The following is a 26549-nucleotide window of genomic DNA, read 5'->3' as shown; positions in this document are numbered from 1 at the left end:
GAGTCCGATGAGGTGCCGGTCAACGTCGCGGAGGCGCTCGACGAAACAGAAACCGAAGTTCTCGTCTCGTTTCTGCCCGTCGGAGCGCAACGTGCGACGGAGTACTATGCCGAACAATCACTTGCCGCAGGATGTGCCTTCGTCAACTGCATACCAGTCTTCATCGCATCCGACGCCGGCTGGGCTGCCAAATTCACCGAACGTGGCATTCCTCTCATCGGCGATGACATAAAGAGCCAAGTCGGGGCTACCATCGTGCATAGGGCGCTCGCGAGCCTCTTTTGCGATCGCGGCGTACAACTTGATCGTACCTATCAACTGAACTTCGGCGGCAATTCCGACTTTCTGAATATGCTTGAGCGCGACCGCCTCGAATCCAAAAAGATCTCGAAGACCCAGGCCGTGACCTCCAACGTCGAGGCCGAGCTCCGCGCCGATGACGTCCACATCGGGCCGTCCGACTACGTCGCCTGGCTCGATGACCGCAAGTGGGCCTTCGTCCGCCTGGAAGGCCGCAACTTCGGCGACGCCCCGGTGTCCCTGGAGTACAAGCTCGAGGTGTGGGACTCCCCGAACTCGGCCGGCATCATCATCGACGCCCTGCGCGCCGCGAAGATCGCCAAGGACCGCGGCGTCGGTGGCCCGATCCTGTCGGCGTCGACGTACTTCATGAAGTCCCCGCCGGTCCAGATGGAGGACACGAAGGGCCGGGCCCAGCTCGAGTCCTTCATCCGCGGCGAGGTCGAGCGCTGATCGCTGATCCGCTGATCGCACTCGTCGGCTGAGCCGACCGAAGGCGCGCACCCCGAGCGGGGTGCGCGCCTTCGTCGTTCCTGTCAGAAGTGCGTCGGTGTACGTGCGCCCGCCACGGCCCACGTGGTCAGGCCGGCCATCCAGCCCTGCACGTCCGCGGTCGGCGCGGGCACCGGCGCGAGCACCACGGACGTACCCGACCCCGGGTCGTACGCGGTCAGCGTCGATGCGACCGCCTCCTGACAGGACGGCGCCGACTCCACATAGAGGAGACCCGCGACCGCTGCGAGGTGGTACGACTGGCCCGTCACGCCCTGGATCGGGACGACGGCACCGCCGTCCCACGCCGCGATGCCCGCGGCGCAGGCGTCCACACCGCGCTCGACGGTGGTGAAGGCCGCGTACGCCCCCGACGACGCCACCCCGCCCCAGGACGACGGGTCGGGCTCGTCGTCGGCGTAGCGCTTGAGCTCGGTCGCGTGCGTCGCCCCCCCGGACACCTCCACCCGGACCAGCGTCGAGTTCGGACGGGCCGGGTAGTCGGCGGCGTCCGGTTCCGGGTCGGCGCACGTGGCGAGCAAGGACCCCGCGTCGGCCCACCCGACGAGGTCGCACCACCGGCCCGGGACGCCGAAGTCGAGCTCGCTCCGGCCGCCGTCGACGACGTCGAGCAGGGCGAATCGGTCGTGCGACGACCCGACGACGGACACCATCCGCCGGCCCGTCGGGTCCAGGTGCATCGGGTAGCCCACCTTGCCGACCTGCTCGACGGCGCCGTCGTCCGTGCGCCGGTAGAGGTCGGTCGGCTCGTCGGCGCTGCCGAGCCCGTCCGACCACAGCTCCGCGCCGTCCGCGGCGACTCCCTGGTAGAAGGGCCCGCCGTCGGCATCACCGACACCGACAGGGGTCGGCGTCAGAGCACCCGACGTGAGGTCGAGGACCGCACGCGGGGACCCGCCGGTGCCGCCCTCCTGCATCCACTCGACGTTGACGACCGCAGTCGCGTCCCCGGCGTCCCACCGGAGGATGGACACCGCCGCTTCGACCGGGAGGTCGACGACCCGGTACCGCTCGCCGGCTGGGAACACGAGGACGACGGTGTGCACCAGCGCGGGCGCTGCCTGACCGTACGTGTCGTAGTTCAGCGGTTCCGACCGGTAGATCGTCAGGACCCAGCCCGGCGTCGTCTGCTGCAGCAGGCCGGGCGGCAGGGCCTGGGTCGGCGGGAGGCCCGGGATCTCGTCGAGCACCGCCGGGGCGGACGTCGGGCTCGGGGTCGGGGCTGTCGTCGGGCTGACGGACGGCGTCGGGGTGTGCGCCGGCTCGGGCGTCTCGTGCCCGCGCAGCCCGAACCACGACGCCCCACCGAGGGCCACGACCACGACCAGGGCGCCTGCGGACTGCAGCGTGTGCCGCACGGCCCGCTTGCGGCGCACGCGCCGGACGACGCCCGCGACCACGCCGTGGCCCGGCTGGGTACCGGCGATCGAGCGCTCGCGTGCCGCGACGTCCGCGTGCATCAGGTCGATCAGGTCACGCGTCACGACGCACCTCCTCCGTCCGGACCAGCACCACACCGTCACGCTCGGCCGCGTCCGTCGTGCCGAGCAGCGCGTTGAGCGCGGCGACGCCGTCGGACACGTACCGCTTGACCGCCCCCTCGCTCAGCCCGAGCACCGAGGCCGTCTCCCGGATCGACAGGTCGTCGAGGTGCCGCAGCACCACGCACGCGCGCTGCCGCGGGCTCAGGCGCGCGAGCGCGGTCTCGAGCTCGGTGGACAGCCCGGCCTCGCCGGGTCCGGGCTGCGTCGTGACCGCCGTCTGCCCGGCGGACGCCCACGCGGAACGCTCCGTCCCGCGCCGTCGGGACCGGTCGACGAACCGGGACACGATCGCCCGTCGCACGTACTGCTCGGCCTGCCCCACCGAGTCGAACCGCGCCCGGGAGGAGAACGTCGACACCAACGCCTCCTGGACCAGGTCCTCGGCGTCGGCCCGTGTCGGCACCATCAGCATCGCCCGAGCGACGAGCACCGGATAGCGCTCCCGCGCCACCTGTTCGAGCATCGGTTCCCATCGTCGGACCACCCGACCTCCTTCCCGCGCCCGTAGAACGCACCGGGCGCGGGAAAGGTTGGGGTCGCGCGTCAGCGCACGGAACCCGCCACCGACGAGGTGACGCCCGACCACCACACGATGCCGCCGAGACCGTACTCCTCGCCGGTGTCCGTGGGTACGGGCATGAGGACGGTGGTGGTCCCGGTCATGGCGTCGTACACGAGGAGCTCGTCGGCGCTGTCGTCGGTGTCGAGGGTGAGCAGGACCAGGGTGCCTGCCACCTCGACGTGCGCGTCCGCGAGCCACTCGGCACGCCACGCGGTCGTCACCGAGCTGCCGTCCTTCACCACGACGGTGCTGCGACCCTCCTGATCGGTCCCCACGACGACGAGCCGCCCGTCGGTGAGCTGCTCCACCCACCTCACGGAGCCGGGCTCGATGCCGTCGAGCTGCCAGGGCTGCGGGTGGGGCTGCGACGTCACAGGGTCCCAGTCCGGGGTGAACGGCGTCGAGTACGTGCGGTACTGCCCGTCGCTCTCGGAGCATCCGATGACGACCTCCGCGTCGGACAGCCACCCGAGGGTGGAGCAACTCGCACCGTTGCTCGGCGGCTGGAAGAAGCGCTTCCGCTCGGCTTTCAGGTCGAACACGCCGTACCCGCTGCCGATCAGGTCGTGGTTCGGGCTCAGCGGCCCGCCCAACGGGACGAGGGTCCACGCGAGGACGGTGGACGTCCCGTCGGGGGCGACAGCCAGGACCCGTCCGGCGGTGTTCTGCCAGATCGTGCGCCCTGCCGAGTCGACGCCGACCCACTGGTCGTCGTCGGTGATCCCCGCGACCGGGTCCAGCTCGCCGGTCAGGAGATCGAGCGACCGGTACGGCCCTTTCGCGACCTGCACGATCGCGTGGGTCTGTCCGGCGGCCCAGTGGACGAGCCAGTACTCGTGCGCCATCTCGAGCACCTTGTAGCGATCGCCCGCGGGCGAGACGAGGAAGAGCACGGGCGGCCCTGCGGACACGACGTCGCCCTCGCCGTGCAGGTACTGAGGTGCGGACACCGCGAGCACCCAGCCGACCTTCGCCGAGCGGAGGACGGCAGGCGTCACGGGGACGGACGAGGGCTGACCGAACGACGCGGGCACGGGCGGGGTCGTCGTCGTGCTGGGTGTCGGGCTCGGTGTCAGGCTCGGTGTCGCCGTGGGCGTCGGTGTGCTCGTCGCCGTGGGCGTCGGCTGCACCGTGGGCGTCGGCTCGACGGCCGGCGGCGGCGTGGTGAAGCGCAGCCCGGCCCAGGCCGCGGTGCCGACCACCCCGACCGCGGCCAGGCCGACCACGGACTCGACGGTGTGCCGCTGCACCCGTCGGCGCCGCACGGACCGGCGCAGACCTGCCAGCAGCAGCTCGCCGGCGTCGTCCCTCGAGGCCAGCTCGTCGATCGCACGCCCCAGGACGGCGTTCAGGTCGTTGCTCATGCCTCTCCTCCCACATGGTCGAGCAGCCGCACCGCGGCGGTCTCCCGGTCGGTCGTCGTCGTCCCCAGCACCGCGTCGAGCCGCGCGGTCGCGTCGGCGGTGTACCTCTTGACGGCGCCCTCGCTGAGGCCGAGCGCCGCGGCGGTCTCCCGCACGGACAGGTCGTCGACGTGCCGCAGCACGACGCACGCCCGTTCGCGGGGCGCGAGGCCCTGGAGGGCCGCGTGCACGTCGGCGCCGAGCCCACGGGCCTCGACGACCACGGGCGTCGCTGGCCGCGCACCCAGCCGCGTCACGGCGGAGCGCTCGCGGGTGCGGCGGCGCGACTCGTCGATCGAGCGCGTCACGATCGCACGCCGCACGTACGCCTCGGCCTGCGCGAGCGTCGTGAACCTCGCCCGCCCCGAGAACGTCGCGACCAACGCGTCCTGGACCAGGTCCTGGGCGTCCTCGCGTGACCCGCAGACCAGCAGCGCGTACCCCACGAGGCGCCCGTGCCGCTCCCGCACGACCTGCTCGAGCAGGTCCTCCCACCGCGCAGACACCTCAGTCCTCTCGTCCCGGCTCCGCCCGTTGCCGGGCACCCGCCAAGAAGAACGACGGGCGCCCCGATGTGGTTGGGGTGCTCCTCGGCACGCCCGGCCACCGACGTGAGTGCGCACCGTGCCCGCCACCCGTCTGCGCCGGGGCACCGGACGCGACGGGTGCGAGGATGTCGGCGTGCAGGTGATCGCCGACCTCAAGGCCCTGTGGCCGCTGCGGGACTTCCGCAAGCTGTTCGCCGTGCGCCTGACGAGCCAGGCGGCCGACGGCATGTTCCAGGTGGGCCTGGCGACGCTGTTCTTCTTCTCGCCCGAGAACGCGAGCACCGCGGTCGGCGTCGCGGCGGCGTTCGCGGTGCTGCTGCTGCCGTTCACGATCGTCGGGCCGTGGGCGGGCGTGCTCCTGGACCGGTGGCGTCGCCGGCAGGTGCTGCTGTTCGGGAACCTGGTCCGGGTGGGGCTGACGGCGACGATCGCGGTGCTCATGGTGACCCAGGGCGTCGGCCCGGCGGTGTACGTGCTGGCGCTGGTGAACCTGTCGGTCAACCGGTTCCTGCTCGCGGCGCTGTCGGCGTCGCTGCCACGGGTCGTCGACGGGCCCCTGCTGCTGACCGCGAACTCGCTCACGCCCACGCTCGGTGCGGCATCGTCGTTCGTGGGGGTGGGCCTCGGGTTCGTGCTCGGCCTGGTGCTGCCGGAGGGCCACGTGCGGGACGCCGCCGCGCTCGTCGTGGCGGCCGCGATCATGGCGGCCGCGTCGTTGCTGGCGACGCGCCTCGGCAAGGACCGTCTCGGGCCCGACGAGCGCGCGGACGCCGCCGAGCTGCGCGCCGCGCTCGGCACGCTCGCGCGGGGTCTGGTCGAGGGCGCCCGGTACCTCGTCGCGCGACGGACGCCCGCGCAGGCGCTCGGCATCATGGCGACGCACCGGTTCCTGTACGGCGTCACGTTCATCGCGAGCATCCTCATCAGCCGCAACCTGCTGTCGGACCCGTCGGACGTGGACGCGGGCCTGCGGACGTTCGCGGGGGTCCTCGGTGCGTCGGCGTTCGGGTTCATGCTCTCGGTGGTGCTGACCCCGGTGATCTCGCCGCGGGTCGGGCCGCAGCGGTGGATCGTGCTGTGCCTGCTGCTCGCGACGGTGAGCCAGCTGCTGCTCGTCGTGAGCGTGGCCCGCACGGCGGTGCTGGTCGCGGCCGGTGCGCTCGGGCTCGCCGCGCAGGGCGCGAAGATCGCGGTCGACACGATCGTGCAGCGGGACACCGCCGACGCGTACCGCGGCCGGGCGTTCGCGCTGTACGACGTCCTCTACAACGCGGCGTTCGTGCTCGCGGCCGCGCTGGGCGCCCTCACGCTGCCCGACACGGGCTACTCGCGGGTGCTGTTCCTCGTGCTCGCGCTCGGGTACGCGGCCGGCGCCGTCGTGTTCGGCGCGGCCTCCCGGCGGGTCACCGCGCAACGCACCGCCGACGCCACGGCGGCCGCATGACGGGCCCGGTCGACCTCGGGGCGCTCGACGCCGGCGTCTGCGTCACCGACCCGCGCCTGCCCGACGATCCGGTGGTCTGGGTCAACGACGCCTTCACGCGGATCACGGGGTACCGGCTCGAGCACGTCGTGGGCCGCAACTGCCGGTTCCTGCAGGGCCCCGAGACCGACCCGGTCGCCGTCGCCGAGATCCGCGCGGCGCTCGACGAGGGACGGGTCGTGTCGACAGTGCTGCGCAACCACCGGCGGGACGGCTCGGCGTTCTGGAACCAGCTCGTGATCGGCTCGGTGCACGACGACACCGGTGCCGTCACGCACCGGGTGTCGGTGATGGTCGACGTCTCGGACCGCCTCGACCCGATGCGGGACGTCCGCACCGAGCTGTCGTTGCAGGCCGGCACCCGCCTCGAGCTGCTCGCGCGCGTGAGCGACGAGCTCGCCCGGCACCTCGACTACGAGGCGGCCGTCGACACGCTCGGCGACCTCGTGATCCCCGCACTGGCGACGTGGGGCTTCGTGGCGGTCACGGACGACCGAGGCCGGTTCGAGCACGTGCACGTGGTCGCGGGCGACGCCGCGAGCGGCGCGCTGGCGCAGTCGCTCGCCGAGCAGGACCTCGGGTGGCTCCGGCGCGCGCCGAAGGTGACGGCGGCGCTCGCGACGCACCCGGGCTACGTGGCGCTGCCCTACGAGATCGACACCACCGGGCTGCCCGGACGCACGTCCCCCGAGCAGCTGGCCCTGCTGGAGGCTCTGGGCCTGGGCAGCGCGCTCGTCGTGCCGCTGCGCGCCCGGGACCGCGTCATCGGGGTGCTGTGCCTGGTCCACGAGAAGCCCGACGGGTTCACGCCCGACGCCGTCGTCACGGCAGCCCACCTGAGCCGCCGGGCCGGCCTCGCGCTCGACAACGTGCGGCTCTTCCTCGCACAGCGTGCCGCCGCACTCACGCTGCAGCACAGCCTCCTGCCCGAGATCCCCGACGTGCCCGGGCTCGACGTCGCCGCGCTGTACGTCCCGTCCGCCCGGCTGGCTGCGGTCGGCGGCGACTGGTTCGACGTGCTCCCGCTGCCCGACGGGTCGATCGGCCTCGCCGTCGGCGACGTCGTGGGCCACGACATGGCCGCGGCCGCCGCGATGGGGCAGCTCCGGTCGCTGCTGCGGTCGTTCGCGTGGGACGGCGACCGCCCCACGCGGGTGCTCGCCCGCACCGACGAGCTCGTGCGCGGGCTCGACGTCGCCGACATCGCGACGTGCGTCTACGCGCGCGTCCAGCCGGACGGTGCGCGGCTCGAGTACGCGCGCGCCGGGCACCCGCCGCCGCTCCTGCGCCTGCCCGACGGCACGGTGACCCGGCTCGACGGCGCCCTGGGCACGCCGATCGGGATCGGCGCCGCCGGCCGGCCCGTCGTCGAGCAGGTCGTCGACCTGCCGCGGGGCGCGACGCTCGTCATGTACACGGACGGACTCATCGAGCGCCGCGACCGCGGGCTGCGCGACGGGATCGAGGCCCTCGTCGAGGCCGTCGCCGCCCTGCCTGCCGAGCTCGACGCGACCCAGGTGCGTGACCGGCTCGTCGGCGAGCTCGTCGGCGAGCACCAGGAGGACGACGTGTGCCTCCTCGTCGTCCGGCGGCGCTGACGGCCTACGCGGTCCGGTCCGCCCACCACCGCAGCAGCACCTCGCGCGCCTCGTCCTCGGCCATCGGGCCGCGCTCCATCCGCTGCTCCAGCAGGAACTTGTACGCCTCGCCGACCTCCCGGCCCGGCTTCAGGCCCAGGATCTCCATGATCTGCGTGCCGTCGAGGTCGGGCCGGATCGCGTCGAGCTCCTCCTGTTCCTGCAGGCGGGCGATGCGCGTCTCGAGGTCGTCGTACGCGGCGGACAGCCGGGCGGCCTTGCGGACGTTGCGCGTGGTGCAGTCCGACCGGGTGAGCCGGTGCAGCCGCTGCAGCAGCGGACCCGCGTCGGTGACGTAGCGGCGCACCGCGGAGTCCGTCCAGCCGCCCTCGCCGTACCCGTGGAACCGCAGGTGCAGCTCGGTCAGCCGGGACACCGCCTGCACGGTCGCCTTGTCGAACCGCAGCTCCTTGAGCCGCTTCGCGACGAGCTTCGCGCCGACGACCTCGTGGTGGTGGAAGCTCACGCCGCCACCGGCCTCGAACCGCCGCGTGCGGGGCTTGCCGATGTCGTGCAGCAGCGCGGCCAGGCGCAGCACCAGGTCGGGTCCGGGCACGGATCCGTCGGGGCCGGTCTCCAGCGCGATCGCCCGCTCGAGCACCTGCAGCGAGTGCTCGTAGACGTCCTTGTGGCGGTGGTGCTCGTCGATCTCGAGCCGCAGCGCGGGCAGCTCCGGGAGCACGTGGTCCGCGAGCCCGGTGTCGACCAGCACCTCCAGGCCGAGGCGCGGCTGCGCGGCGACGAGCAGCTTCGACAGCTCGTCGCGGACCCGCTCGCCCGACACGATGTCGATGCGGCCGGCCATGTCCTGGATCGCCGCGTACGCCTCCGGGTCGACCGTGAAGCCGAGCTGGGCGGCGAACCGCGCGGCCCGCATCATCCGCAACGGGTCGTCGTCGAACGACTGCCGCGGGTCGACGGGCGTGCGGAGCACCCCGCGGGCCAGGTCGGTGAGGCCGTCGAACGGGTCGACGAACGTGAGCCCCGGGAGCCGGACCGCCATCGAGTTGACCGTGAAGTCGCGGCGCGACAGGTCGCCTTCGAGCGAGTCGCCGAACACGACCTCGGGCTTGCGGGACGTCGGGTCGTACGCGTCCGTGCGGTACGTCGTGACCTCGACGACGACGTCCGCCCCGGCGCCGCGGCGGCCGGCGAACCGGCGCGCACCGATCGTGCCGAACTCCTTGCCGATGTCCCAGTGCGCGTCCCCCCAGCGGGCGAGGATCGCCTCGGTCTCGTCGGGCGTGGCCGACGTCGTGAAGTCGAGGTCAGCGCTCAGCCGGCCCAGGAACGCGTCGCGGACCGGGCCGCCGACGAGCGCGAGCTCGTGACCGGCGTCGCGGAACAGCCCGCCCAGCTCGACCGCGTCCGCGGGCAGGCCGGCGAGCACGCCGATGGCGCGCTTCTGCAGGGCGACGACGGCAGCGGTCACGTCGTCGGGCGGGTCTCCCGCACGCCCGTCGGCGGGGTCCGGCGGGACGGGGGCGGTGGAGGCGACGGGCGGCACTCGTCCAAGCCTGCCAGATGGGTGCCGCCCGTTGCGCTTCTCGGGCGACCGCCTGTCACCTGTCAGGTGGACGTACGTCCAGGAGCCGTTGACGGGACCTCCGCCGCGACCGACGATGCCCGGATCGGCTCCCTCGAGGGCGACGGGAGCGATGCGAGCCGAAGGACCACCGCCGTGCCCGAGTCGAAGGGACCCTTCCGTCAGCTCGGTGCGGCCGTCTACCGCCTCCTGTTCGAGATGACCGACGAGGACCTCGAACTCACGGACCAGCCCGTCGAGCCGGGTCAGGAGAACGCGGTGTTCCTGGGCCGCCCCACGTGGGAGGGCACACCGCTCGAGCAGCTCGAGAAGGCCGAGGAGTTCTTCGACGCGTGGGTCGCGTCCCTCCCGCGGCACCGCGCGTGGCTGGAGAGCGAGCTGCGCCGTATGAACGGGCCGCCCGTGCCGACCGGGATCAGCGGGATGGACGACCTCGCGACCTGGGTGCACGAGCGCGCCGCCCACCCGTGGGTCATGACGCCCGGTCGCGTGATCGCGTCCCAGCTCGTCCCGGGCGAGGGGTTCGGCGGGTCACCGTACTGGCAGGCCATGATGTCCGGCCTGACGGCCGTGATCGCCGACGTCATGCAGACCTGGCACCCCGAGCTGCGGCTGCGGCTCAAGCTCGAGGACGGCCACGTGTACGACCTGCGGCCCGCGTGGACGCTCGCGCACATCACCCCGCCGTGGCGCCTCGCGCTCGCGTCGGCGAACCGCTTCCAGGACCTCGGCGAGTCGCACCTCGAACGGCTCCTGCAGGCCACCCGACGACCGTTCCCGGAGCCGGACGAGTCCATGCCGGCCGACCCGGAACCCCTGGTCCACGACCGCGCGGCGGTCTGAGCCGGACGGGGCTCCGGGGAACGGACGCTCCCGACGACTCGTTACAGTGTCGACATGTCGAGCCCGGCGCACCCACCCGTCCCCGGGGGCGTGCCAGCCCCGCCGGGCGGTCACGCGCTCCGGATCGACCCCCGTCACGCCGCCGTGCGACCCCCCGCACCGCCCCTGCCGGTGGTCGACGAGACGTCTGCGGGCGGCATCGTCGTGCGGCTCACCGGCGGCGAGTACCAGGCCGCCGTCATCGCGCGCCGCAACCGTGCCGGGCGGCTCGAGTGGTGCCTGCCGAAGGGACACCTCGAGGGCACCGAGACCCCCGAGCAGGCCGCCGTCCGCGAGATCGCCGAGGAAACCGGCATCACCGGGCAGGTGCTGCGCCGCCTCGGGGTCATCGACTACTGGTTCTCCGGCGACGACCGCCGCGTGCACAAGGTCGTGCACCACTTCCTGCTCGGGGCCGTCGGCGGCTCGCTGACCGTCGAGGGCGACCCCGACGGGGAGGCCGAGGACGCCGCGTGGATCCCCGTCGTCGACCTGCACGACAGGCTCGCCTACCCGAACGAGCGCCGGCTCGCCGAGGCCGCGCTCGTGGTCCTCGTCGAGGGCGCATGAACGCACGCCGCGCGCGCGGCTGGGTCACGGCCGTCGCTGTCGCCGTCCTCGGCGTGCTCGGCACGCTCGGTGCCACCGTGCCCACCGCGGTACCGGCAGCCGCCTCGACGGTGTCCCCCACGCCGTCGCCCACGGAGAAGGCCGCGCTCCAGGTCGAGATCACCCAGATCTCGCCGCAGGTCCTGCGCCCCGGCGAGGACCTCACGGTGCGCGTCACGCTCCACAACGCGACCGACGAGGTCATCGAGAACCCCGGCGCCGTGCTGCGGGTCAAGCGCGTGCGTCCCGGCAGCCTGACCGAGCTCGAGAACTGGGCGAACGGGACCACGTCGGCCTCGGGCCCCCGGGACGTGACCGTCGCGGCCGGTGCCCCGCTCGCGCCAGGGGCGTCCGCGCCGGTCGTCCTGTCGCTCACCGCCGACCGCGTCGGGCTGCTGCCGTTCGCGGACAGCTGGGGCCCGCGCGGCCTCTCGGTGGAGGCGACAGTGGGGAACCGGGTCAGCGACCAGCAGCGCAGCTTCCTGCTCTGGCTGCCGTCCGACGACGTGCCGACCACGTCCGTGTCGTTCCTTGCCCCCGTCACCGGCCCCCCGGTCGCCCCCGCGCTCCCGGCCGAGCCGGACGACACCGAGGGCACCGCCGCACCCGACGCCGAGCCCTCCACCGCGCCCACCGCGGCCGACCCGGCCACCGTCGAGCGTCTCGAGGCGGCCACCGCTCCCGGCGGACGGCTGTCGGTGCTCGAGTCGGCCCTGTCGTCGCACCCCGAGATCGGCGTCGCCGTCGACCCGGCCCTGGTCGCCGCCGCCGCGTCCGGCGGTCCGCTGGCGCGCAGGTGGGCCGAGACCCTCACGGGCGACCTCGGCGCGCGCGACGCCTGGGCGCTGCCGTGGTCCGACCCCGACATCGCGGCCGCAGCGCACGCGGACCGGCCCGACCTGGTGACGCTGGCCGCCCGGACCGGCGACCAGGTCAGCACCCTGCCGGTGGACGGCACGCTGCTGTGGGCGCCGCCCGGAGCCGGCCCGGACCGGTCGACCGCCGCCGTCACGGGCGCCGCCGACGCCAAGGCGCTCGTCATCGGCCCCGACAGCACCGCGTCGGGCGAGCTCCGGTCGGCCGCCGGCGCGCGTCGGCTGGTCGGCAGCACCACCGGCACGACGACCGCGCTCGTGGGCGACGCGACGCTCACCGGACTGCTCGTGGACCCCGACGCCGTCGAGCCCGGGTCGACGACCGCGACGGCCGTGCAGCGCGCGCTCGCCGAGCTCGCCGTGGCCGCCCGGTCCGACGAGCCGCCCGCCCTGCTCATCAGCCCGGGGCGCTCCTGGACGCCCGACGAGGCCCGGCTCGACGCGCTCGTCGACGCGTTCGAGGCCGCCCCGTGGGTCGACGTCCAGCCGCCCGCGACCCTCCTCGACCGCACGGGCGAGCAGCGCGGCACGCTGCCGTCCACCGCGCACGACGACGCCGAGCTCGCCCCGGTCGGCGTCCAGGCGCTCGCCGCCGCCCGCGAGCGCGCGATCGGGTTCGCTACCGTGACCACCGACCCGCAGGCGCTGCTCGACGGTGTCGACCCGGAGGTCCTCGCGCCGCTGTCGGTCGCGTGGCGGGAGGACCCGGCCGGCCGGGACGCGCTCGTCGCGGCGACCGTCAGCAGCGTCGACGCCCGCACCACCGGCCTGTCGCTCGGCGCCCAGGGCGACATCACCGTCATCAGCGCGTCGAGCGAGGTGCGCCTGTCGGTCCGCAACGACCTGTCCGTGCCGGCGACCGTGCTGCTCGACGTGCAGCCGCGCAAGGCGTGCCTCGAGGTCGGCGAGACGGAGCCGGTGACCGTCGCGGCGAACAGCGAGAAGACCGTCCCCGTGCACCTCGTCGCGAACGCGAACTGCGACGTCGTCGTGGTCGCGCAGCTCACCTCGACCGACGGCGCACCCGTGTCGGCGCCGGTGCAGTTCACCGCCCGGGTCAGCCCGACCATCGAGAACGTCGGGACGATCGTCGTCGGCGTGCTCCTCGCCATCGGCCTGCTGCTCGGCATCGTCCGCACCGTCCGCCGCGGCCAGAGCGCCCGCCGCGGTGCGCGCACCGAGGCGGAGGGCACCGGGCCGGTGTCGCTGCCGGTGCTCGGCGGCCCCCTCGAGGACCCCACCCCGAAGGACCCCTCATGAGCGAGACGACGACCGGCGGGATGCGCCGCGGCGCCGCACTCATGGCGTCGGGCACGGCGGTGTCGCGCGTGCTCGGGCTGCTGCGCGGGCTGGTGCTCGTCGCCGCGATCGCCGCGACCGGCGAGGCCGCCAACGCGTTCTCGGTCGCGAACAAGCTGCCGAACATCCTCTACATGCTGCTCGCGGGCGGGGTGCTCAACGCGGTCCTCGTGCCGCAGGTGGTCCGCGCCTACCGGCGCGACGCCGGGCAGGAGTACGTCGACCGGCTCCTCACGCTCGGCTTCGCGATCCTCGCGGTCGTCACCGTCGTGCTGACCGCGGCCGCGCCGCTGCTGGTCCAGCTGTACACGAAGGGCGGCACGCAGGCGCAGATCGACCTGGCGGTGACGTTCGCCTACTGGTGCGTGCCCCAGCTGTTCTTCTACGGCGCGTACGCGCTGCTCGGGCAGGTGCTCAACGCTCGCGGCTCGTTCGGGCCGTACATGTGGGCGCCCGTCGTCAACAACGTCGTGTCCATCGCCGGGTTCTTCGTGTTCATCGCCGTGTTCGGCGGGTTCGACGACAGCGGCCTGACCGCCGCCGCCGCCTGGGGCCCGGGGCAGGTCGCGCTGCTCGCCGGCTCGGCGACGCTCGGCGTCGTCGCGCAGGCGCTCGTCCTGCTGCCCGCGATGCGACGGGCCGGCGTGCACGTGCGGTTCCGGTGGGGGCTGCGCGGGTCCGGCCTGGGCCGGGCGGGGACCGTCGCGACGTGGACGTTCGTCGGCCTCGGGATCGGGCAGCTCGCATTCCTCGTCGTCTCCCGGGCCGCCTGGGCGGCCGAGCACGCGTCGGGCTCCACCGGGATCGTCGCGGGCAACGCGGCCTACGACTCCGCGTTCCTCATCTTCATGCTCCCCCACTCGCTCGTGACGGTGTCGCTCGCGACGGCGCTGTTCACCCGGCTGTCGCAGCAGGCGCACGACGCCGACGTCGACGGCGTCCGCGCGAGCATGTCGTACGGTCTGCGGGTCGTGGGCCTGTTCACGATCATCGCGACCGCCGTCATCGCCGTCCTGGCCGTGCCCGTCACCCGGATCGTGGTCCTCACCGACCCGGCATCCGTCGACGCGATCGCCGGCGTCGTGCTCGCGATGATCGTCGGGCTGCCCTTCTTCGGTGCCTGGTCGCTCAGCCAGCGCACGTACTACGCGTACGAGGACGCGAAGGGCATGGTCCCGATCCAGGTCGCCATGGCCGTGGTGGTCGTCGGGGGGACGCTGCTCGGTCAGGCGCTGCTGCCGCCGTCCGCGTGGGTCGCCTGCGCCGGGGCGTCGATGAGCGCCTCGTACGCGCTCGGTGCGCTCGTCTCCCAGTGGCACCTGCGGCGGCGGCTCGGCACGGTGGACGGGCCGCGGGTGGTCCGGACGCACGCGCGGGCGCTCGTCGCCGCCCTCGTCGCGGTCGGTGTGGGGCTCCTCACGCTGCGCGTCCTGCAGTCGGCGCTGTCGGGCGGCGTCATGGCCGCCGTCGTCGAGTGCCTCGTCGTGGGCGGGTTGATGTCGGCCGTGTACGTCGGCGGCCTCAAGGTGCTGCGCGTGGCCGAGCTCGACGGGCTCCTCGGACCGGTGATCGGGCGCCTGAGGGCGGGACGCCGCTGAGGCGACCCGTCTAGCATGCAGTGTTCCCCCCGGGCATCGGGGACGGATCGGACACGGCGCGACGCCCCGTCGCGCGCCTGCCGGCCGTGGCGGGACGTGCAGACCAGACGAGTCGGAACCGGGAGGTGCGGGTGAACGAGGCCGTCGGACGAGGGACCGTGCTCGCAGGTCGGTACCGCGTCGTGCAACCCGTCACCTCCGACCTGGTCGGGTCGAGCGCCTGGCAGGCGACCGACCAGATCCTCGACCGCCCCGTGCGGGTCCGGGTCCTCGAGTCCGGTGCCGTCGCGCCCGCGCTCGACGCCGCCCGCCGTGCCGCCCTCGTCACGGACCCGCGTCTCGTCCGCGTGCTCGACGTCGGCACCCACGAGGGCGTCGGCTACGTCGTGACCGAGCAGGTCAGCGGACCGTCGCTCGCCGAGCTCGTCGCGCGCGGCCCCCTCGCCCCCGACCAGGCCCGCGCCATCGTCGGCGAGGCCGCCTCCGCGCTCGAGGTCGCCCGCCGCCGCGGCGTGCACCACCTGGCGCTGCGCCCGTCCGTCGTCCACGTCAGCCCCGACGGGCGCGTGCTGCTCAGCGGGCTCGCGCTCGACGCCGCCCTCCGCGGCGAGGCCACCGGCGACGCCCGCGCCACCACGCGCGCCGACACCGTCGGTCTCGTGCGGCTGCTCTACACCGCCCTGACGGGCCTGTGGCCAGCCGACCCGCGCCAGCCGTGGCCCACCGGCGACGGCCCCGCGCAGGCTCCCGTGCACGAGGGCTCCCCCGTCCCGCCCGTCGACCTCGCGCCCGGCGTCCCCGCCGACCTCGACACCCTGTGCGCCGTCACGCTCGGCCCCTACGAGGACGGCCCGCACAGCCCCGGCGAGCTCGTCCGCGAGCTCGAGCCGTGGGGTGAGGTGACCCCCGAGCTGCTCGACGGGCCGCCGACCGTCCTCGCGCCGCCGGTCCTCGAGCCGCTCGTCGACGAGCCGCCGTTCGTCGACCACGACTCGCAGGACACCGCGCCCGTCCGGGTGCAGCGGCAGTCCGCGCGGGCCGCGTTCGACGAGCTCCAGGCGCCCGGGGCGAACCGTCCCGGGACGCCGCCGCCTGCGGCACCCACCCGGACCAGCGCGTTCGGTGGGCCGGCTGCGGCTGGTGCTGCTGCCGCCGGTGCTGCTGCGGCCGGTGCTGCTGCGGCCGGTGCTGCTGCGGCCGACGCCGCCGGGTACGAGGCGCCGCCCGCGGGGGCGACGACCCCGATGCCTCCCGTCGGCGCGACCACGCCCCTGCCTCCCGTCGGGGCCACGGCGCCGATGCCCCCGGCGCCGTACGGTGCCGCCCCGCCGTCCCCGTACGGCCAGGCTCAGCCGCCCGCCGCGTACGGCCAGGCGCCTCCCGCGGCCTACGGTCCCGTCCCGCCCGCTCCCCCGCAGGGCGCGCTCCACCAGCCCGCCCCCGCGTCGTTCGGACCGTCCAACGGCTACCAGGGCGGCTACCCGCCGCAGGGCCCGCCCGACGAGCCGCTCGACTTCGACGGCTTCGCGGTCGAGGACGTGCCCGCCCCCGCCCCGGCGCGGCGCCGGTTCGACCCGACGGCGCTCGTGCTCGGCATCGTCGGCATCGTCGTCGTCATCGGCGTGATCATCGCGTTCAAGTCGCTCTTCTCGTCGTTCGACCCGAAGAAGCCGACCGCCGACGAGTCGGTCGCACCGCAGCAGACCGCGTCCGCTCCGGCCGAGTCGGCTCCGCCGGCCGCCGAGCCGACGCAGGCCGCCCCGCCCGAGGCGGGCGGTGTGCCGACGATCGCGACGGCCATCACGATCGACCCGTCGGACGACGACGGCGAGCACGAGGAGGACGTCGCGAAGGCGTACGACGGCGACCCGTCGACGTTCTGGTACACGCAGACGTACAAGCGCGACGACTTCGCCGGGTTCAAGGACGGCGTCGGCTACGCGATCACGCTCGCCGCTCCCGCGAACGTCAAGACCGTCACGCTGCACTCCAACATGAGCGGCGGCCACGTGGAGGTCCGGGCGACGGACGCGACCGCGCCGACGTCCGGCCCGGTGCTCGCGTCGGGCGCGTTCGGCCCCGAGACCGTGCTCACGCTGGACCCGGCGACCGACACGCAGTCGCTCGTCCTGTGGATCACGCAGCTGCCGCCGGCCCCGGAGGGTGGGTTCCGCGTCGAGCTGACGGAGATCTCGCTGTCCTGACCGGGACGTCACACGGGTCCGGAACAGATCCGGCCTAGGATCGGTTGACCACACAGCCGACCGCCGGGCGTCCGCTCGGCTCCCCGTCACCGCAAGGACTCACGTGAGCGACCAGACCAGCACCGTGCGCGACCTGATCATCGTCGGGTCCGGACCCGCCGGTTACACCGCCGCCATCTACGCCGCCCGTGCCGGGCTGGCGCCGCTGGTGGTGGCCGGCTCGGTCACGGCCGGCGGTGCGCTGATGAACACGACCGAGGTCGAGAACTTCCCGGGCTTCCCCGACGGCATCCAGGGCCCCGAGCTCATGGACAACCTGCAGAAGCAGGCCGAGAAGTTCGGTGCCGAGGTGCTGTGGGACGACGCCGTCTCGCTGTCGCTCGAGGGACCCGTGAAGACGGTCGTCACCGGCGGCGGGGACACGTTCCAGGCCCGCGCCGTCATCCTGTCCACGGGCTCCGCGTACCGCGAGCTCGGGCTCGACGACGAGAAGCGCCTGTCCGGCCGCGGCGTCTCGTGGTGCGCCACGTGTGACGGGTTCTTCTTCCGGGACCAGGAGATCCTCGTTGTCGGCGGCGGCGACTCCGCCGTCGAGGAGGCCACGTTCCTCACCCGGTTCGGCAAGCGCGTGACGCTCGTGCACCGCCGCGACCAGCTGCGCGCGTCGAAGATCATGGCCGACCGCGCGCTCAACGACCCGAAGATCGAGATGGCCTGGAACTCCGAGGTCGTCGCGATCCACGGCGACGAGAAGGTGACCGGTGTGACGCTGCGCGACACCGTCACCGGCGAGACGCGTGAGCACCCCGCGACGGGTGTCTTCGTCGCGATCGGCCACGTGCCGCGCACCGAGCTCGTCGTCGGCCAGGTGAACCTCGACGAGGACGGCTACATCGAGGTCGTCGGGCGCACCACGAAGACGAACCTCGAGGGCGTGTTCGCGTGCGGCGACGTCGTCGACCACACGTACCGCCAGGCCATCACCGCCGCCGGCTCGGGCTGTGCCGCGGCGCTCGACGCCCAGCACTTCCTCGCGTCGCTCGGCGACAGCGTGTCGCAGCCCGTCGAGCCGTTCCCCGCCACCGAGGCCCTGGAGGTCACCCGATGAGCAACGTCACCGCCGTCACCGACGCCACGTTCCAGGCGGAGGTCCTCGACTCGGAGATCCCCGTGGTCGTGGACTTCTGGGCGGAGTGGTGCGGGCCGTGCCGGATGGTCGCCCCGGTGCTCGAGGAGCTCTCCTCGGCGTACGAGGGCAAGATCAAGATCGTCAAGCTCGACACCGAGGCGAACCCGCAGGTCACGGCCGACTACGGCATCGTGTCCATCCCGACGCTGAACGTGTACGCGCGCGGCGAGCTGGTGAAGACCGTCATCGGCGCGCGACCGAAGATGTTCTACACGCAGGAGTTCGACGAGGTCCTCGCCTCCGCCTGACGCTTCCTCATCCCCTTCACGGCCCGGACGGTGACCTGTCCGGGCCGTGTTGCGTGCGACACTGCTCGGATGACTGAGCAGCCTGGGCCCGAGCGCGAGACGGCGGGCCACCTTCCCACGTCCTCCGCCGCCGCCCACGGCACGCGGCTCGACCCGTGGCTCGGCGCGTACGCCGACCGCACGCACGGCATGCGCGCATCCGAGATCCGCGCCCTGTTCGCCGTCGCCAACCGCCCCGAGGTGGTCTCGCTCGCCGGCGGCATGCCCTACCTCGACGGGCTCCCGCTCGACGTGCTCGGCGAGATCGCCGGACGTGTTGTTGCGACCCGCGGGCTGCAGGCCCTGCAGTACGGGTCCGGCCAGGGCGACGAGACGCTCCGCGAGCAGATCCTCGAGGTCATGCGGCTCGAAGCGATCGACGCCCACCCCGACGACGTCGTCGTGACGACCGGTTCCCAGCAGGCGCTCGACCTCGTGACCCGCATCTTCATCAACCCGGGCGACGTCGTCGTCGCCGAGGCCCCCTCGTACGTCGGCGCGCTCGGCGTGTTCCGCGCATACCAGGCGGACGTCATGCACGTGCCGATCGACGCCCACGGGCTCATCCCCGAGGCGCTGGAGTCCACGCTCGCGTCCCTGGCGGCGGCCGGGCGGCCGGTCAAGTTCCTCTACACCGTGCCCAACTTCCACAACCCCGCCGGCGTCTCGCTCTCCGTCGAGCGCCGGCCGCGGGTGCTCGAGATCGCGCGCCGCTACGGCGTCCTCGTCCTCGAGGACAACCCGTACGGCCTGCTCGGGTTCGAGGGCGAGCCGCGGCCCGCCATGCGGTCCATCGACACCGACGGCGTCCTGTACCTCGGGTCGTTCTCGAAGACGTTCGCGCCCGGTTACCGCGTCGGCTGGGTCGTCGCGCCGCACGCCGTCCGGGAGAAGCTCGTCCTCGCCTCCGAGTCCGCGATCCTCTGCCCGTCCAACGCGTCGCAGATCGCCATCTCGACGTACCTGTCGACGTGCGACTGGCGCGGTCAGATCAAGAGCTACCGCGAGATGTACCGCGAGCGGCGCGACGCGATGGTCGGTGCGCTCGCCGAGCACCTGCCCGAGGCGTCGTGGAACGTCCCGGACGGCGGCTTCTACACCTGGGTCAAGCTGCCCGAGGGCCTCGACGCGAAGGACATGCTGCCGCGCGCCGTCACCGCCCGTGTCGCCTACGTGCCCGGGACCGCCTTCTACTACGACGGCGCCGGGGCCGACCACATGCGGCTCTCGTTCTGCTACCCGACGCCCGAGCGGATCCGCGAAGGTGTCCGGCGACTCGCGTCCGTCGTCGCCGGTGAGCGTGAGCTCGTCGAGCTGTTCGGCACGAGCGCGTCGGTCCCCGGGGACGTCGTCCAGGCGCCCGGTCCCGACGTCGCCTGACCCGGCCGTGCCTGTGGTGCGTGACGTCGGCGTGCCGGAGGTTGGTGTGCCGGACGTTGGTGTACGTGGCGTCGGCAAGGCGGACGTGGGTCTGCGTGGCGTTGGCGGGCGTGACGCCGCTGCCCGGGGCGCTGGCACGTTCGGCGCGCCTGGGTCCTGCCCGACACCTCGCTGCCCCCGCGTCATCCCGCGTCACACGACAGGGCGCCTCGCCCTGCGCCTCCACGGTTCGTCTCGGCGGCTCCCCCCTCGGCTCGACGTCACCGTGCCCATCCGGCCTGCCGCCGTGACCCCAGTCCCCTGCCCTGCCTCGTCGATCCCGGAGCGAACCTCGCCGTGACCACCTCGTCCTCTCCCCGCATCGTCATCCTGGCCGGCGGCCTGTCCCACGAACGCGACGTGTCGCTGCGGTCCGGGCGACGCGTCGCCGAGGCACTGCGCGGTGCCGGGGTCGACGTCAGCGTGCACGACGTCGACTCCGACCTCGTGCCGGCGCTCACCCAGCTCCGGCCCGACCTCGTCTGGCCCGTGCTGCACGGAGCCAGCGGCGAGGACGGATCGGTCCGCGACGTCGTGCAACTCCTCGGCCTGCGCCTGCTCGGCACTGGTCCGCGGGCCAGCCGCGTGGCCTGGAGCAAGCCGATCGCCAAGACGGTCGTCGCCCGCGCGGGCCTCACGACGCCCGACTTCGTGACCCTTCCGCAGTCACTGTTCCGCGAGCTCGGCGCCAACCGCGTGCTCGACGCCATCGTGTCCCGCCTCGGTCTGCCGCTCGTCGTCAAGCCGTCCCGCGGGGGGTCGGCGCTCGGCGTCAACCTCGTCACCCACCCCGACGAGCTGCCCCGCGCGATGGTCGACTGCTTCTCCTACAGCGACACGGCGCTGGTCGAGCGTGCGGCCGTCGGGACCGAGGTCGCCGTCAGCGTCGTCGACACCGGCGACGGGCCGGTCGCTCTGCCCGCCGTCGAGATCGTCACCGACGGACCCTATGACTACGACGCCCGCTACAACCCCGGCCGCGTCGAGTACTTCACGCCCGCCCGGCTCTCCCCGTCGCTGACCGCCGCCGTCGGTGCCGTCGCCGTGGCCGCGCACGAGGCGCTCGGGCTCGAGCGGATCTCGCGGACCGACCTCATCGTCGGCGACGACGGGACTGTCTGGTTCCTCGAGGTCAACGTGGCCCCCGGGATGACCGAGACGTCGCTTCTTCCGCAGGCTGCCGAGGCCGCAGGGCACAACCTTGGAGACTTGTACCGATCGCTGGTGGAGGCTTCTCTGCGCGACTGAGGCGCGCCCGGCAGGGGCGTTCGGCGGCGCTGGTACGTCCCGTTTCTACCGAGATGTACGTCCGTCAGATGCCAGGTCCTTCCGGCGACGACGGCGCGTGATCGAGGCGCCCGATCGACCGTCGGCGATGTGCGGCTTCGCGTGAGGTCATGGCCCCCGAACGCGTCGGTGGTGGGATGAGGAAGGGGCACCCGGTCCTGCCGGATGCCCCTTCGTCGTGCTGTACGTCAGCCCTTCAGCAGACCCGGGTCCTCGGGCGCCAGGCTCTCCAGGATGCGGTTGAGGTCCTGCACGGAGGCGAACTCGACGGTGAGCCGGCCTCGAGACTTGCCGAGGCTCACCTTCACCCGCGTCTCGAACCGGTCGGACAGACGAGCCGCAAGGTTGTCCAGGGCCTCGTTCCGCTCCCCTGCGCGCGGCCGTGCCCGACGCACCGGGGCGCCGTCGTCGACCCCGAGGGCGACGATCTCCTCGACCGCTCGGACCGACAGGCCCTCCGAGACGATCCTCTGCGCCAGCCGCTCGATGGCAGCCCCGTCACTCAGACCCAGGAGCGCCCGCGCGTGACCGGCCGACAACACACCCGCTGCGACCCGGCGCTGCACCAGGGGCGGCAGCTTGAGCAGTCGCAGCGTGTTGGAGATCTGCGGGCGCGAGCGGTGGATTCGCGTCGCCAGCTGCTCGTGGGTGCATCCGAAGTCGTCGAGCAGCTGCTGGTAGGCGGCAGCCTCCTCGAGCGGGTTCAGCTGCGCGCGGTGCAGGTTCTCGAGCAGCGCGTCCCGCAGGAGGTCCGAGTCCTCGGTGTCCCGGATGATCGCGGGGATCGTCTCGAGACCCGCGGCCTGCGTCGCGCGCCAGCGGCGCTCGCCCATGATGAGCTCGTAGCCGTCGCCCACCGACCGCACCACGACCGGCTGAAGCACGCCGATCTCCTGGATCGACCCGACGAGCTCCTCGAGCGCGTCCTCGTCGAAGACGGTCCGGGGCTGCCGAGGGTTCGGTCGGATCGAGCCCACAGGCAGCTCGGCGAAGGTGGCGCCCGGGACGGGGACCAGGCCGTCGGCATCCGGCACGGCGGACGCCGCGGTGCCGCTCGTCGAGTTCGGAGCCACGCCGCCGGCCGACGCCGTCCCGTTCGTCGCGGCCGAGGGGATCTCTCCGGCGGGCGTGCCGTTCAGTTCCGCGGTCCCGTTGCCCGCGGAGGCCGTCCCAGGCGCGCCACCGGAGGAGGTCGCGTGCCCGTTCGTCGTCAAAGGGCCACCGTTCGTCGACGTCTCGAAGCCGTTGCCCTGCGCCGTGGACGAGCCACCGACGACTGCGGTGCCGTTGCTGTGCACCCCGGAGTCAGACGTGTTCTCGTCGCCGGTGCCTTCGCCGCCGGGACGCTCGGCGTCGACTACGGCGGTCGCCGTCGCCGTCGCTTCTGCGGCCGCGTCGCCGTCCTTGCGGGCGTCCGGGAAGAACACGTCCACCGGGCGCTCCGCGCCGCTCGGCCGCTGACCGTCGAGACCGGTCGGGATCAGCGCCCCGAGGCCCCGTCCCAACCCTCTCCGCTTCTCGCTCACTGCTCCTCCTGGGTGGCCGCCATGGCCGGCTCGTTCATGCGGACCTGGTCGCGGTGCGACTCGTCGGCCTGGGTGGGGGCGTTCTGTTCGTCCATCACGCCGCGGCTGTCGCTCCCGTTCGTCGAGCCGGCGCTCGCTGATGCACCCGCGGAACGCTCGTCGTCTGGCGAGGTCGAGGGACCGACACCATCGGCGCCCCGCTCGGCCAGCTCGCGTGCGGCTTCCAGGTACGCGAGCGCACCGGACGAGCCTGCGTCGTACGTCATGACCGTCTGTCCGTAGCTCGGCGCCTCCGAGATGCGGACGGAGCGCGGCACCGTCGTCCGGAGCGTGCGCTCCGGGAAGTGCGTCCGCACTTCCCCCGCCACCTGCTGGGCGAGGTTCGTACGTGCGTCGTACATCGTCAGCAGGATCGTCGACACGTGCAGCTCGGGGTTCAGATGCGCCTGGATGAGCTGGATCGTCTTGAGCAGCTGGCTCAGGCCCTCGAGCGCGTAGTACTCGCACTGGATCGGGATCAGCACCTCGCGCCCGACGACGAACGCGTTGACCGTCAGCAGGCCGAGGCTCGGCGGGCAGTCGACGAACACGTAGTCGATCGGCGCCTGACCGTTCTGGATCCGCCACTCCAGGTAGGTGTCGAGCGCGTTCCTCAGGCGCGTCTCGCGCGCCACCATCGAGACGAGCTCGATCTCCGCGCCCGACAGGTCGATCGTCGCGGGCAGGCACCACAGGTTCTCGACGTCAGGGCTCTGCTGCACCGCCTCCGAGATCGGCGCTCCTTCAACCAGCACTTCGTAGATCGACGGTGTTCCCGCGCGGTGCTCGACGCCCAGTGCGGTCGATGCGTTGCCCTGAGGGTCGTTGTCGAGCACCAGGACGTTGAGACCCGACTGCGCGAGGGCCGCCGCCAGGTTCACGGTGGTCGTCGTCTTGCCGACGCCGCCCTTCTGGTTGGCGACCGTGATGATGCGAGTTGACTGCGGCTGCGGAAACCGGCGTCCGCGCAGCTCGATACGGCGACGTGCGTCCTGCTGCAGCTCGGCCATCAGGGGGGTGTCGTCGGTGACGGCGGGCAGGCTCTCGACGAGCGCGGCGCGTCGTCCTTCGTCCGAGTCGAGTCGGCTGGACCGCCTCGGGCCGGCTGTGCCGTCTGTGGTCGTATCGGCGGAGGAGGCGGGGTCTCCCGCCAGGAGTTGGGGCGCCTTGTCAGCGTCGGTCACGGGCTTCTCGTCGTTCCTGTCGTGCGTGCTCTCGATCGACTCTTCGCCGAGGTCGTCCGGAAGTGGTCCTGCCGGCGCTCCAGTGTGAGGCACACCGGCGGCCGCAGAGGCCTGCTGCTCGCCCCGCTCCTGTGCGACAGCCGGCAGTCCCTCATGAACTGCGAGGTCAGCATCGTCGGGCGCCACTGTTCCACGTGAAACATCGCCCACTGCCTGGTGGGCATGGGCCTGCTCGGCAGCTTCGGCGGCTGCGGCTCCGGCGCTGGCCACGAGCGGCGAGCCAGCGTTCGCCGAATCGGGTGCCACGGCAGCTCCGTACGCATACGGCTCCGTCTCGGCGGCAACGGGGGCCATTGACGCAGCCCGAGGCGGGGCATGTTCCCCGGGCGTCTCCACGACGGGAGCGAGGCCGGCCGGCGCCGAGGCAGCGGGGTTCACGTCCGGGGCCACGGCAACGGGGTTTCCACCAGCCTCTCCCGACAGGTTGCCGACGATCGACGCGACCGTGCGAGAGCCGGAGCCAAGAGTCCCGACGTCGGCGCTCGTTTCACGTGAAACGAGCGGCGCCAGTCCCGCAGCCGACGGGCTCGGCGTCTCACGTGAAGCAGCCGGTGCTGACACGGGAGTCGTGGTGCTGGACACCGGCCCACCGCGGTCAAGCTGGGGCCTTGGTTCCCATCCGGTCGATGGCTGGCTCGGCGCGGCCGCGTCGCCGCTGGTCACAGTCGCCGCAGCTTGCTCGGCAGACGTGGACGGGATCGGATCTGCGCGACGCTTCTTCCTACCGAACACTCGTCACAGCCTCCCGTACGACGCGAACAACGCGAGTCTCTTCCACACCCTCGAGCGTGGATGCGGTGATGACCTCAGCCTGCCCGCCACCGAGCTTTCGCCCTACGTGCCGCGCCGCTTCGACCTCTTCTTCTGCCTTGCCACCCTTGAGAGCGACCAGAGCGCCGCCCTTCCTCAGCAGCGGGAAAGCCCACCGGTAGAGCTTGTCCAGAGACGCAACCGCTCGGGCGGTCACAGCGTCGCCGACGAGCGTGCCCTGCACGTCTTGAGCCCGGCCGCGAAGGACGACGACGTTCGACAGGCCAAGCTCACCGGTGACCTCAGACAGCCAGTCCGTCCGCCGTTCCATCGGCTCGAGGAGCACGACTTCCGCGCCGGGCCGCATAGCTGCAATAACGACGCCCGGAAGGCCCGCACCGCTGCCGAGGTCGATGATCCGGCCCGACTCCGGCAAGAACGGCACCACCGCCGCCGAGTTCAGGATGTGCCGCTCCCAGAGCCGGGGCACCTCTCGCGGACCCACGAGGCCGCGGAGCACTCCCTCGCGAACGAGGAGGTCGCGAAAGCCCTTCACCGAGGGGTAGGCGGTGCCGAAGAACGGTTCAAGTCGGGGGTCGCCGTCGAGCGGGTCAGAGTCGTCGATCGACCACGCGTCACTCACGGTCACAGCCCATCCCCCGTCGTTTCACGTGAAACCAACCGCCCTGGCGCCCGCCGTGGCGTTGCGTGATTACGCGCCACCAGCTCTGAGCCGGGCCGGCAACGGCCCTGGGCGCCGCCCTACCGTACCGTGCGGAGCAGCACCTGCCCGGCACCCACACACAGGGTCGACCGTGACGTCCCAGACCAGGTCAGGTGCCTCACGCACGACGAGCGTCGCCCTCCGGGTCGTCTTCTTTACCCGCCCCGCTGACGTCATCAGCAACCGGGAACGAGTGGCACGGCAGCACCGTGGGACCGTCGTAGGAGGACTGCTTCCCTGGCGGACGCTTTGGTCTCCACTGGCGTGGCGTCCGATCCGGGGGTGTCACGCCTGGGTTGCTCGGGCGTTGTGGCGGCCTTCGACAGCGAGCCGCCGGCCCGATCCAGACGACTGCCGTCGATGGCGACGAGCTCGGAGCCGGGGCACCCCCTCGGCATGTCGCCGCCAGACGGTCGAGCTCGCGGGCGCCGTCGCCATCAGCGAGGCCCGTCGCGAGCTGCCGCCGCCACCATCGGCGCAGCTCGCCCACCGCCATCGGCTACGACGTCGTGGCCCAGGCTCCCTGTATTCGTCCGGGCGCGCCTCGCATGCTCCCACCGCCGAGCCCGCGGGCTTCGGCCGCGTGGCCCGCCAGGCCGGGTACTCCGCGTGTTGGAGGCGAGCGTCTCGGTCGCGGGCCTCAGGGGCACCGCTCCTCGCCGGGACCACCGCTCCATGCTGCAAATCAGCCGTGACTCGCTCATACATCTGCGGGTGCGTGACGCCTGAGGACGTCGACCGTTTCACGTGGAACATCGCGCCAGCGCGGTGCCGCGCCGACCCACTGCCAGATCAACGAAGGAATCCAGCCCTCGAGATGCCGCGGGTCGCTTGGGAGCGGTACATGCCGACTCAGTCTCGCTGCGGCGGCCGCGCCGTCGAGGTCGCTGGCGCAGGCAGTGGCGGTGTAGGCGTGCTCTGCCACGGGGTGAACGCCTTCCGATCGACGGTGCCTCCCTCGTTGGCAACCTTCGAGCCACCACCCAGCCCGTGGAGCCGACGCTCGGTCTCACGGCGACGGCCGCACCGTCGAGGTCGCTGGCGCAGGCAGTGTCGGTGTAGGCGTGCTCTGCCACGGGGT

At 73.0% G+C, this 26549-nt stretch carries 20 protein-coding genes; 12 read left to right on the top strand and 8 right to left on the bottom strand.

From position 1 onward, the window contains the following. Window positions 1–753, top strand: a 753-nt coding sequence (locus J7523_RS18275; protein WP_291889921.1) for an inositol-3-phosphate synthase, incomplete at its 5' end; no start/stop codon positions are given. Window positions 754–836: 83 nt separating this feature from the next. Here the strand turns inward: J7523_RS18275 and J7523_RS18270 are convergent. From J7523_RS18270 to J7523_RS18255, 4 genes are all read right to left on the bottom strand, one after another. After that, window positions 837–2297: a hypothetical protein gene (locus J7523_RS18270; protein WP_291889919.1), complete on the bottom strand. Its 1461-nt coding sequence runs from the start codon at window positions 2295–2297 to the stop codon at window positions 837–839. Then, complete coding sequence (locus J7523_RS18265; RefSeq protein WP_291889916.1) at window positions 2287–2820, bottom strand: sigma-70 family RNA polymerase sigma factor; 534 nt, start codon at window positions 2818–2820, stop codon at window positions 2287–2289. The genes J7523_RS18270 and J7523_RS18265 overlap by 11 nt, the downstream gene beginning before the upstream one ends. A gap of 80 nt (window positions 2821–2900) precedes the next feature. Then, entirely contained in the window at window positions 2901–4283 is a 1383-nt protein-coding gene (locus J7523_RS18260; protein ID WP_291889913.1) for a hypothetical protein, read from the bottom strand. Further along, complete coding sequence (locus J7523_RS18255; protein ID WP_291889912.1) at window positions 4280–4828, bottom strand: sigma-70 family RNA polymerase sigma factor; 549 nt, start codon at window positions 4826–4828, stop codon at window positions 4280–4282. The genes J7523_RS18260 and J7523_RS18255 overlap by 4 nt, the downstream gene beginning before the upstream one ends. Before the next feature lie 175 nt (window positions 4829–5003). On the opposite strand from J7523_RS18255, the gene J7523_RS18250 reads away from it, so the two are divergent. Both J7523_RS18250 and J7523_RS18245 read left to right on the top strand, forming a co-directional pair. Continuing rightward, window positions 5004–6314 (top strand): MFS transporter, encoded by a 1311-nt coding sequence (locus tag J7523_RS18250; protein WP_291889908.1) that lies wholly within the window; start codon window positions 5004–5006, stop codon window positions 6312–6314. Then, a complete protein-coding gene (locus tag J7523_RS18245) occupies window positions 6311–7951 on the top strand; it encodes a SpoIIE family protein phosphatase (protein WP_291889905.1) in 1641 nt (546 codons plus the stop codon). Before J7523_RS18250 ends, J7523_RS18245 begins: the two co-directional genes overlap by 4 nt. A gap of 4 nt (window positions 7952–7955) precedes the next feature. Here the strand turns inward: J7523_RS18245 and J7523_RS18240 are convergent, their stop codons facing one another. Further along, a complete protein-coding gene (locus tag J7523_RS18240; RefSeq protein WP_291889923.1) occupies window positions 7956–9401 on the bottom strand; it encodes a CCA tRNA nucleotidyltransferase in 1446 nt (481 codons plus the stop codon). A gap of 270 nt (window positions 9402–9671) precedes the next feature. Between J7523_RS18240 and J7523_RS18235 the strand changes: the two genes are divergently transcribed. The 9 genes from J7523_RS18235 (at window position 9672) to J7523_RS18195 (ending at window position 21146) form a co-directional block, all read left to right on the top strand. Continuing rightward, window positions 9672–10379, top strand: a complete 708-nt coding sequence (locus J7523_RS18235; RefSeq protein ID WP_291889902.1) for a hypothetical protein — start codon at window positions 9672–9674, stop codon at window positions 10377–10379. A gap of 54 nt (window positions 10380–10433) precedes the next feature. After that, window positions 10434–10988, top strand: coding sequence for an NUDIX hydrolase (locus tag J7523_RS18230; protein ID WP_291889899.1), 555 nt, complete (start codon window positions 10434–10436; stop codon window positions 10986–10988). Beyond that, the gene (locus J7523_RS18225; RefSeq protein ID WP_291889897.1) at window positions 10985–13162 is read left to right on the top strand and encodes a DUF6049 family protein; all 2178 of its coding nucleotides are present in this window, start codon (window positions 10985–10987) and stop codon (window positions 13160–13162) included. The genes J7523_RS18230 and J7523_RS18225 overlap by 4 nt, the downstream gene beginning before the upstream one ends. Further along, window positions 13159–14799 carry a murein biosynthesis integral membrane protein MurJ gene (murJ, locus tag J7523_RS18220; RefSeq protein ID WP_291889894.1) on the top strand — a complete coding sequence of 547 codons (1641 nt, stop codon included), beginning with the start codon at window positions 13159–13161 and terminating at the stop codon, window positions 14797–14799. Before J7523_RS18225 ends, murJ begins: the two co-directional genes overlap by 4 nt. Before the next feature lie 158 nt (window positions 14800–14957). Continuing rightward, window positions 14958–17003 carry a hypothetical protein gene (locus J7523_RS18215; protein WP_291889891.1) on the top strand — a complete coding sequence of 682 codons (2046 nt, stop codon included), beginning with the start codon at window positions 14958–14960 and terminating at the stop codon, window positions 17001–17003. 103 nt (window positions 17004–17106) lie between these two features. Further along, window positions 17107–18111, top strand: coding sequence for a thioredoxin-disulfide reductase (gene trxB, locus J7523_RS18210; RefSeq protein ID WP_291889889.1), 1005 nt, complete (start codon window positions 17107–17109; stop codon window positions 18109–18111). Further along, window positions 18108–18440 (top strand): thioredoxin, encoded by a 333-nt coding sequence (trxA, locus tag J7523_RS18205; RefSeq protein ID WP_291889887.1) that lies wholly within the window; start codon window positions 18108–18110, stop codon window positions 18438–18440. Before trxB ends, trxA begins: the two co-directional genes overlap by 4 nt. A gap of 69 nt (window positions 18441–18509) precedes the next feature. After that, window positions 18510–19859, top strand: a complete 1350-nt coding sequence (locus J7523_RS18200) for a PLP-dependent aminotransferase family protein (protein ID WP_291889885.1) — start codon at window positions 18510–18512, stop codon at window positions 19857–19859. Between the two features lie 336 nt (window positions 19860–20195). Next, window positions 20196–21146, top strand: a complete 951-nt coding sequence (locus J7523_RS18195) for a D-alanine--D-alanine ligase (RefSeq protein ID WP_291889883.1) — start codon at window positions 20196–20198, stop codon at window positions 21144–21146. 227 nt (window positions 21147–21373) lie between these two features. Here J7523_RS18195 and J7523_RS18190 read toward each other — a convergent pair whose 3' ends face one another. The 3 genes from J7523_RS18190 to rsmG all read right to left on the bottom strand — a co-directional run bounded on the left by J7523_RS18190 (window position 21374) and on the right by rsmG (window position 25387). Continuing rightward, the gene (locus J7523_RS18190; protein WP_291889881.1) at window positions 21374–22711 is read right to left on the bottom strand and encodes a ParB/RepB/Spo0J family partition protein; all 1338 of its coding nucleotides are present in this window, start codon (window positions 22709–22711) and stop codon (window positions 21374–21376) included. Further along, window positions 22708–24288: an AAA family ATPase gene (locus J7523_RS18185; RefSeq protein WP_291889878.1), complete on the bottom strand. Its 1581-nt coding sequence runs from the start codon at window positions 24286–24288 to the stop codon at window positions 22708–22710. The genes J7523_RS18190 and J7523_RS18185 overlap by 4 nt, the downstream gene beginning before the upstream one ends. A gap of 427 nt (window positions 24289–24715) precedes the next feature. Continuing rightward, entirely contained in the window at window positions 24716–25387 is a 672-nt protein-coding gene (gene rsmG, locus J7523_RS18180) for a 16S rRNA (guanine(527)-N(7))-methyltransferase RsmG (protein WP_291889876.1), read from the bottom strand. Between the last annotated feature and the right edge of the window lie 1162 nt (window positions 25388–26549).

Source organism: Cellulomonas sp. (assembly GCF_017744555.1).
Classification (GTDB): domain Bacteria; phylum Actinomycetota; class Actinomycetes; order Actinomycetales; family Cellulomonadaceae; genus Cellulomonas.
The sequence above is the reverse complement of the archived record's forward strand: the minus strand, read 5'-3'. Positions and strand labels throughout refer to the sequence as shown.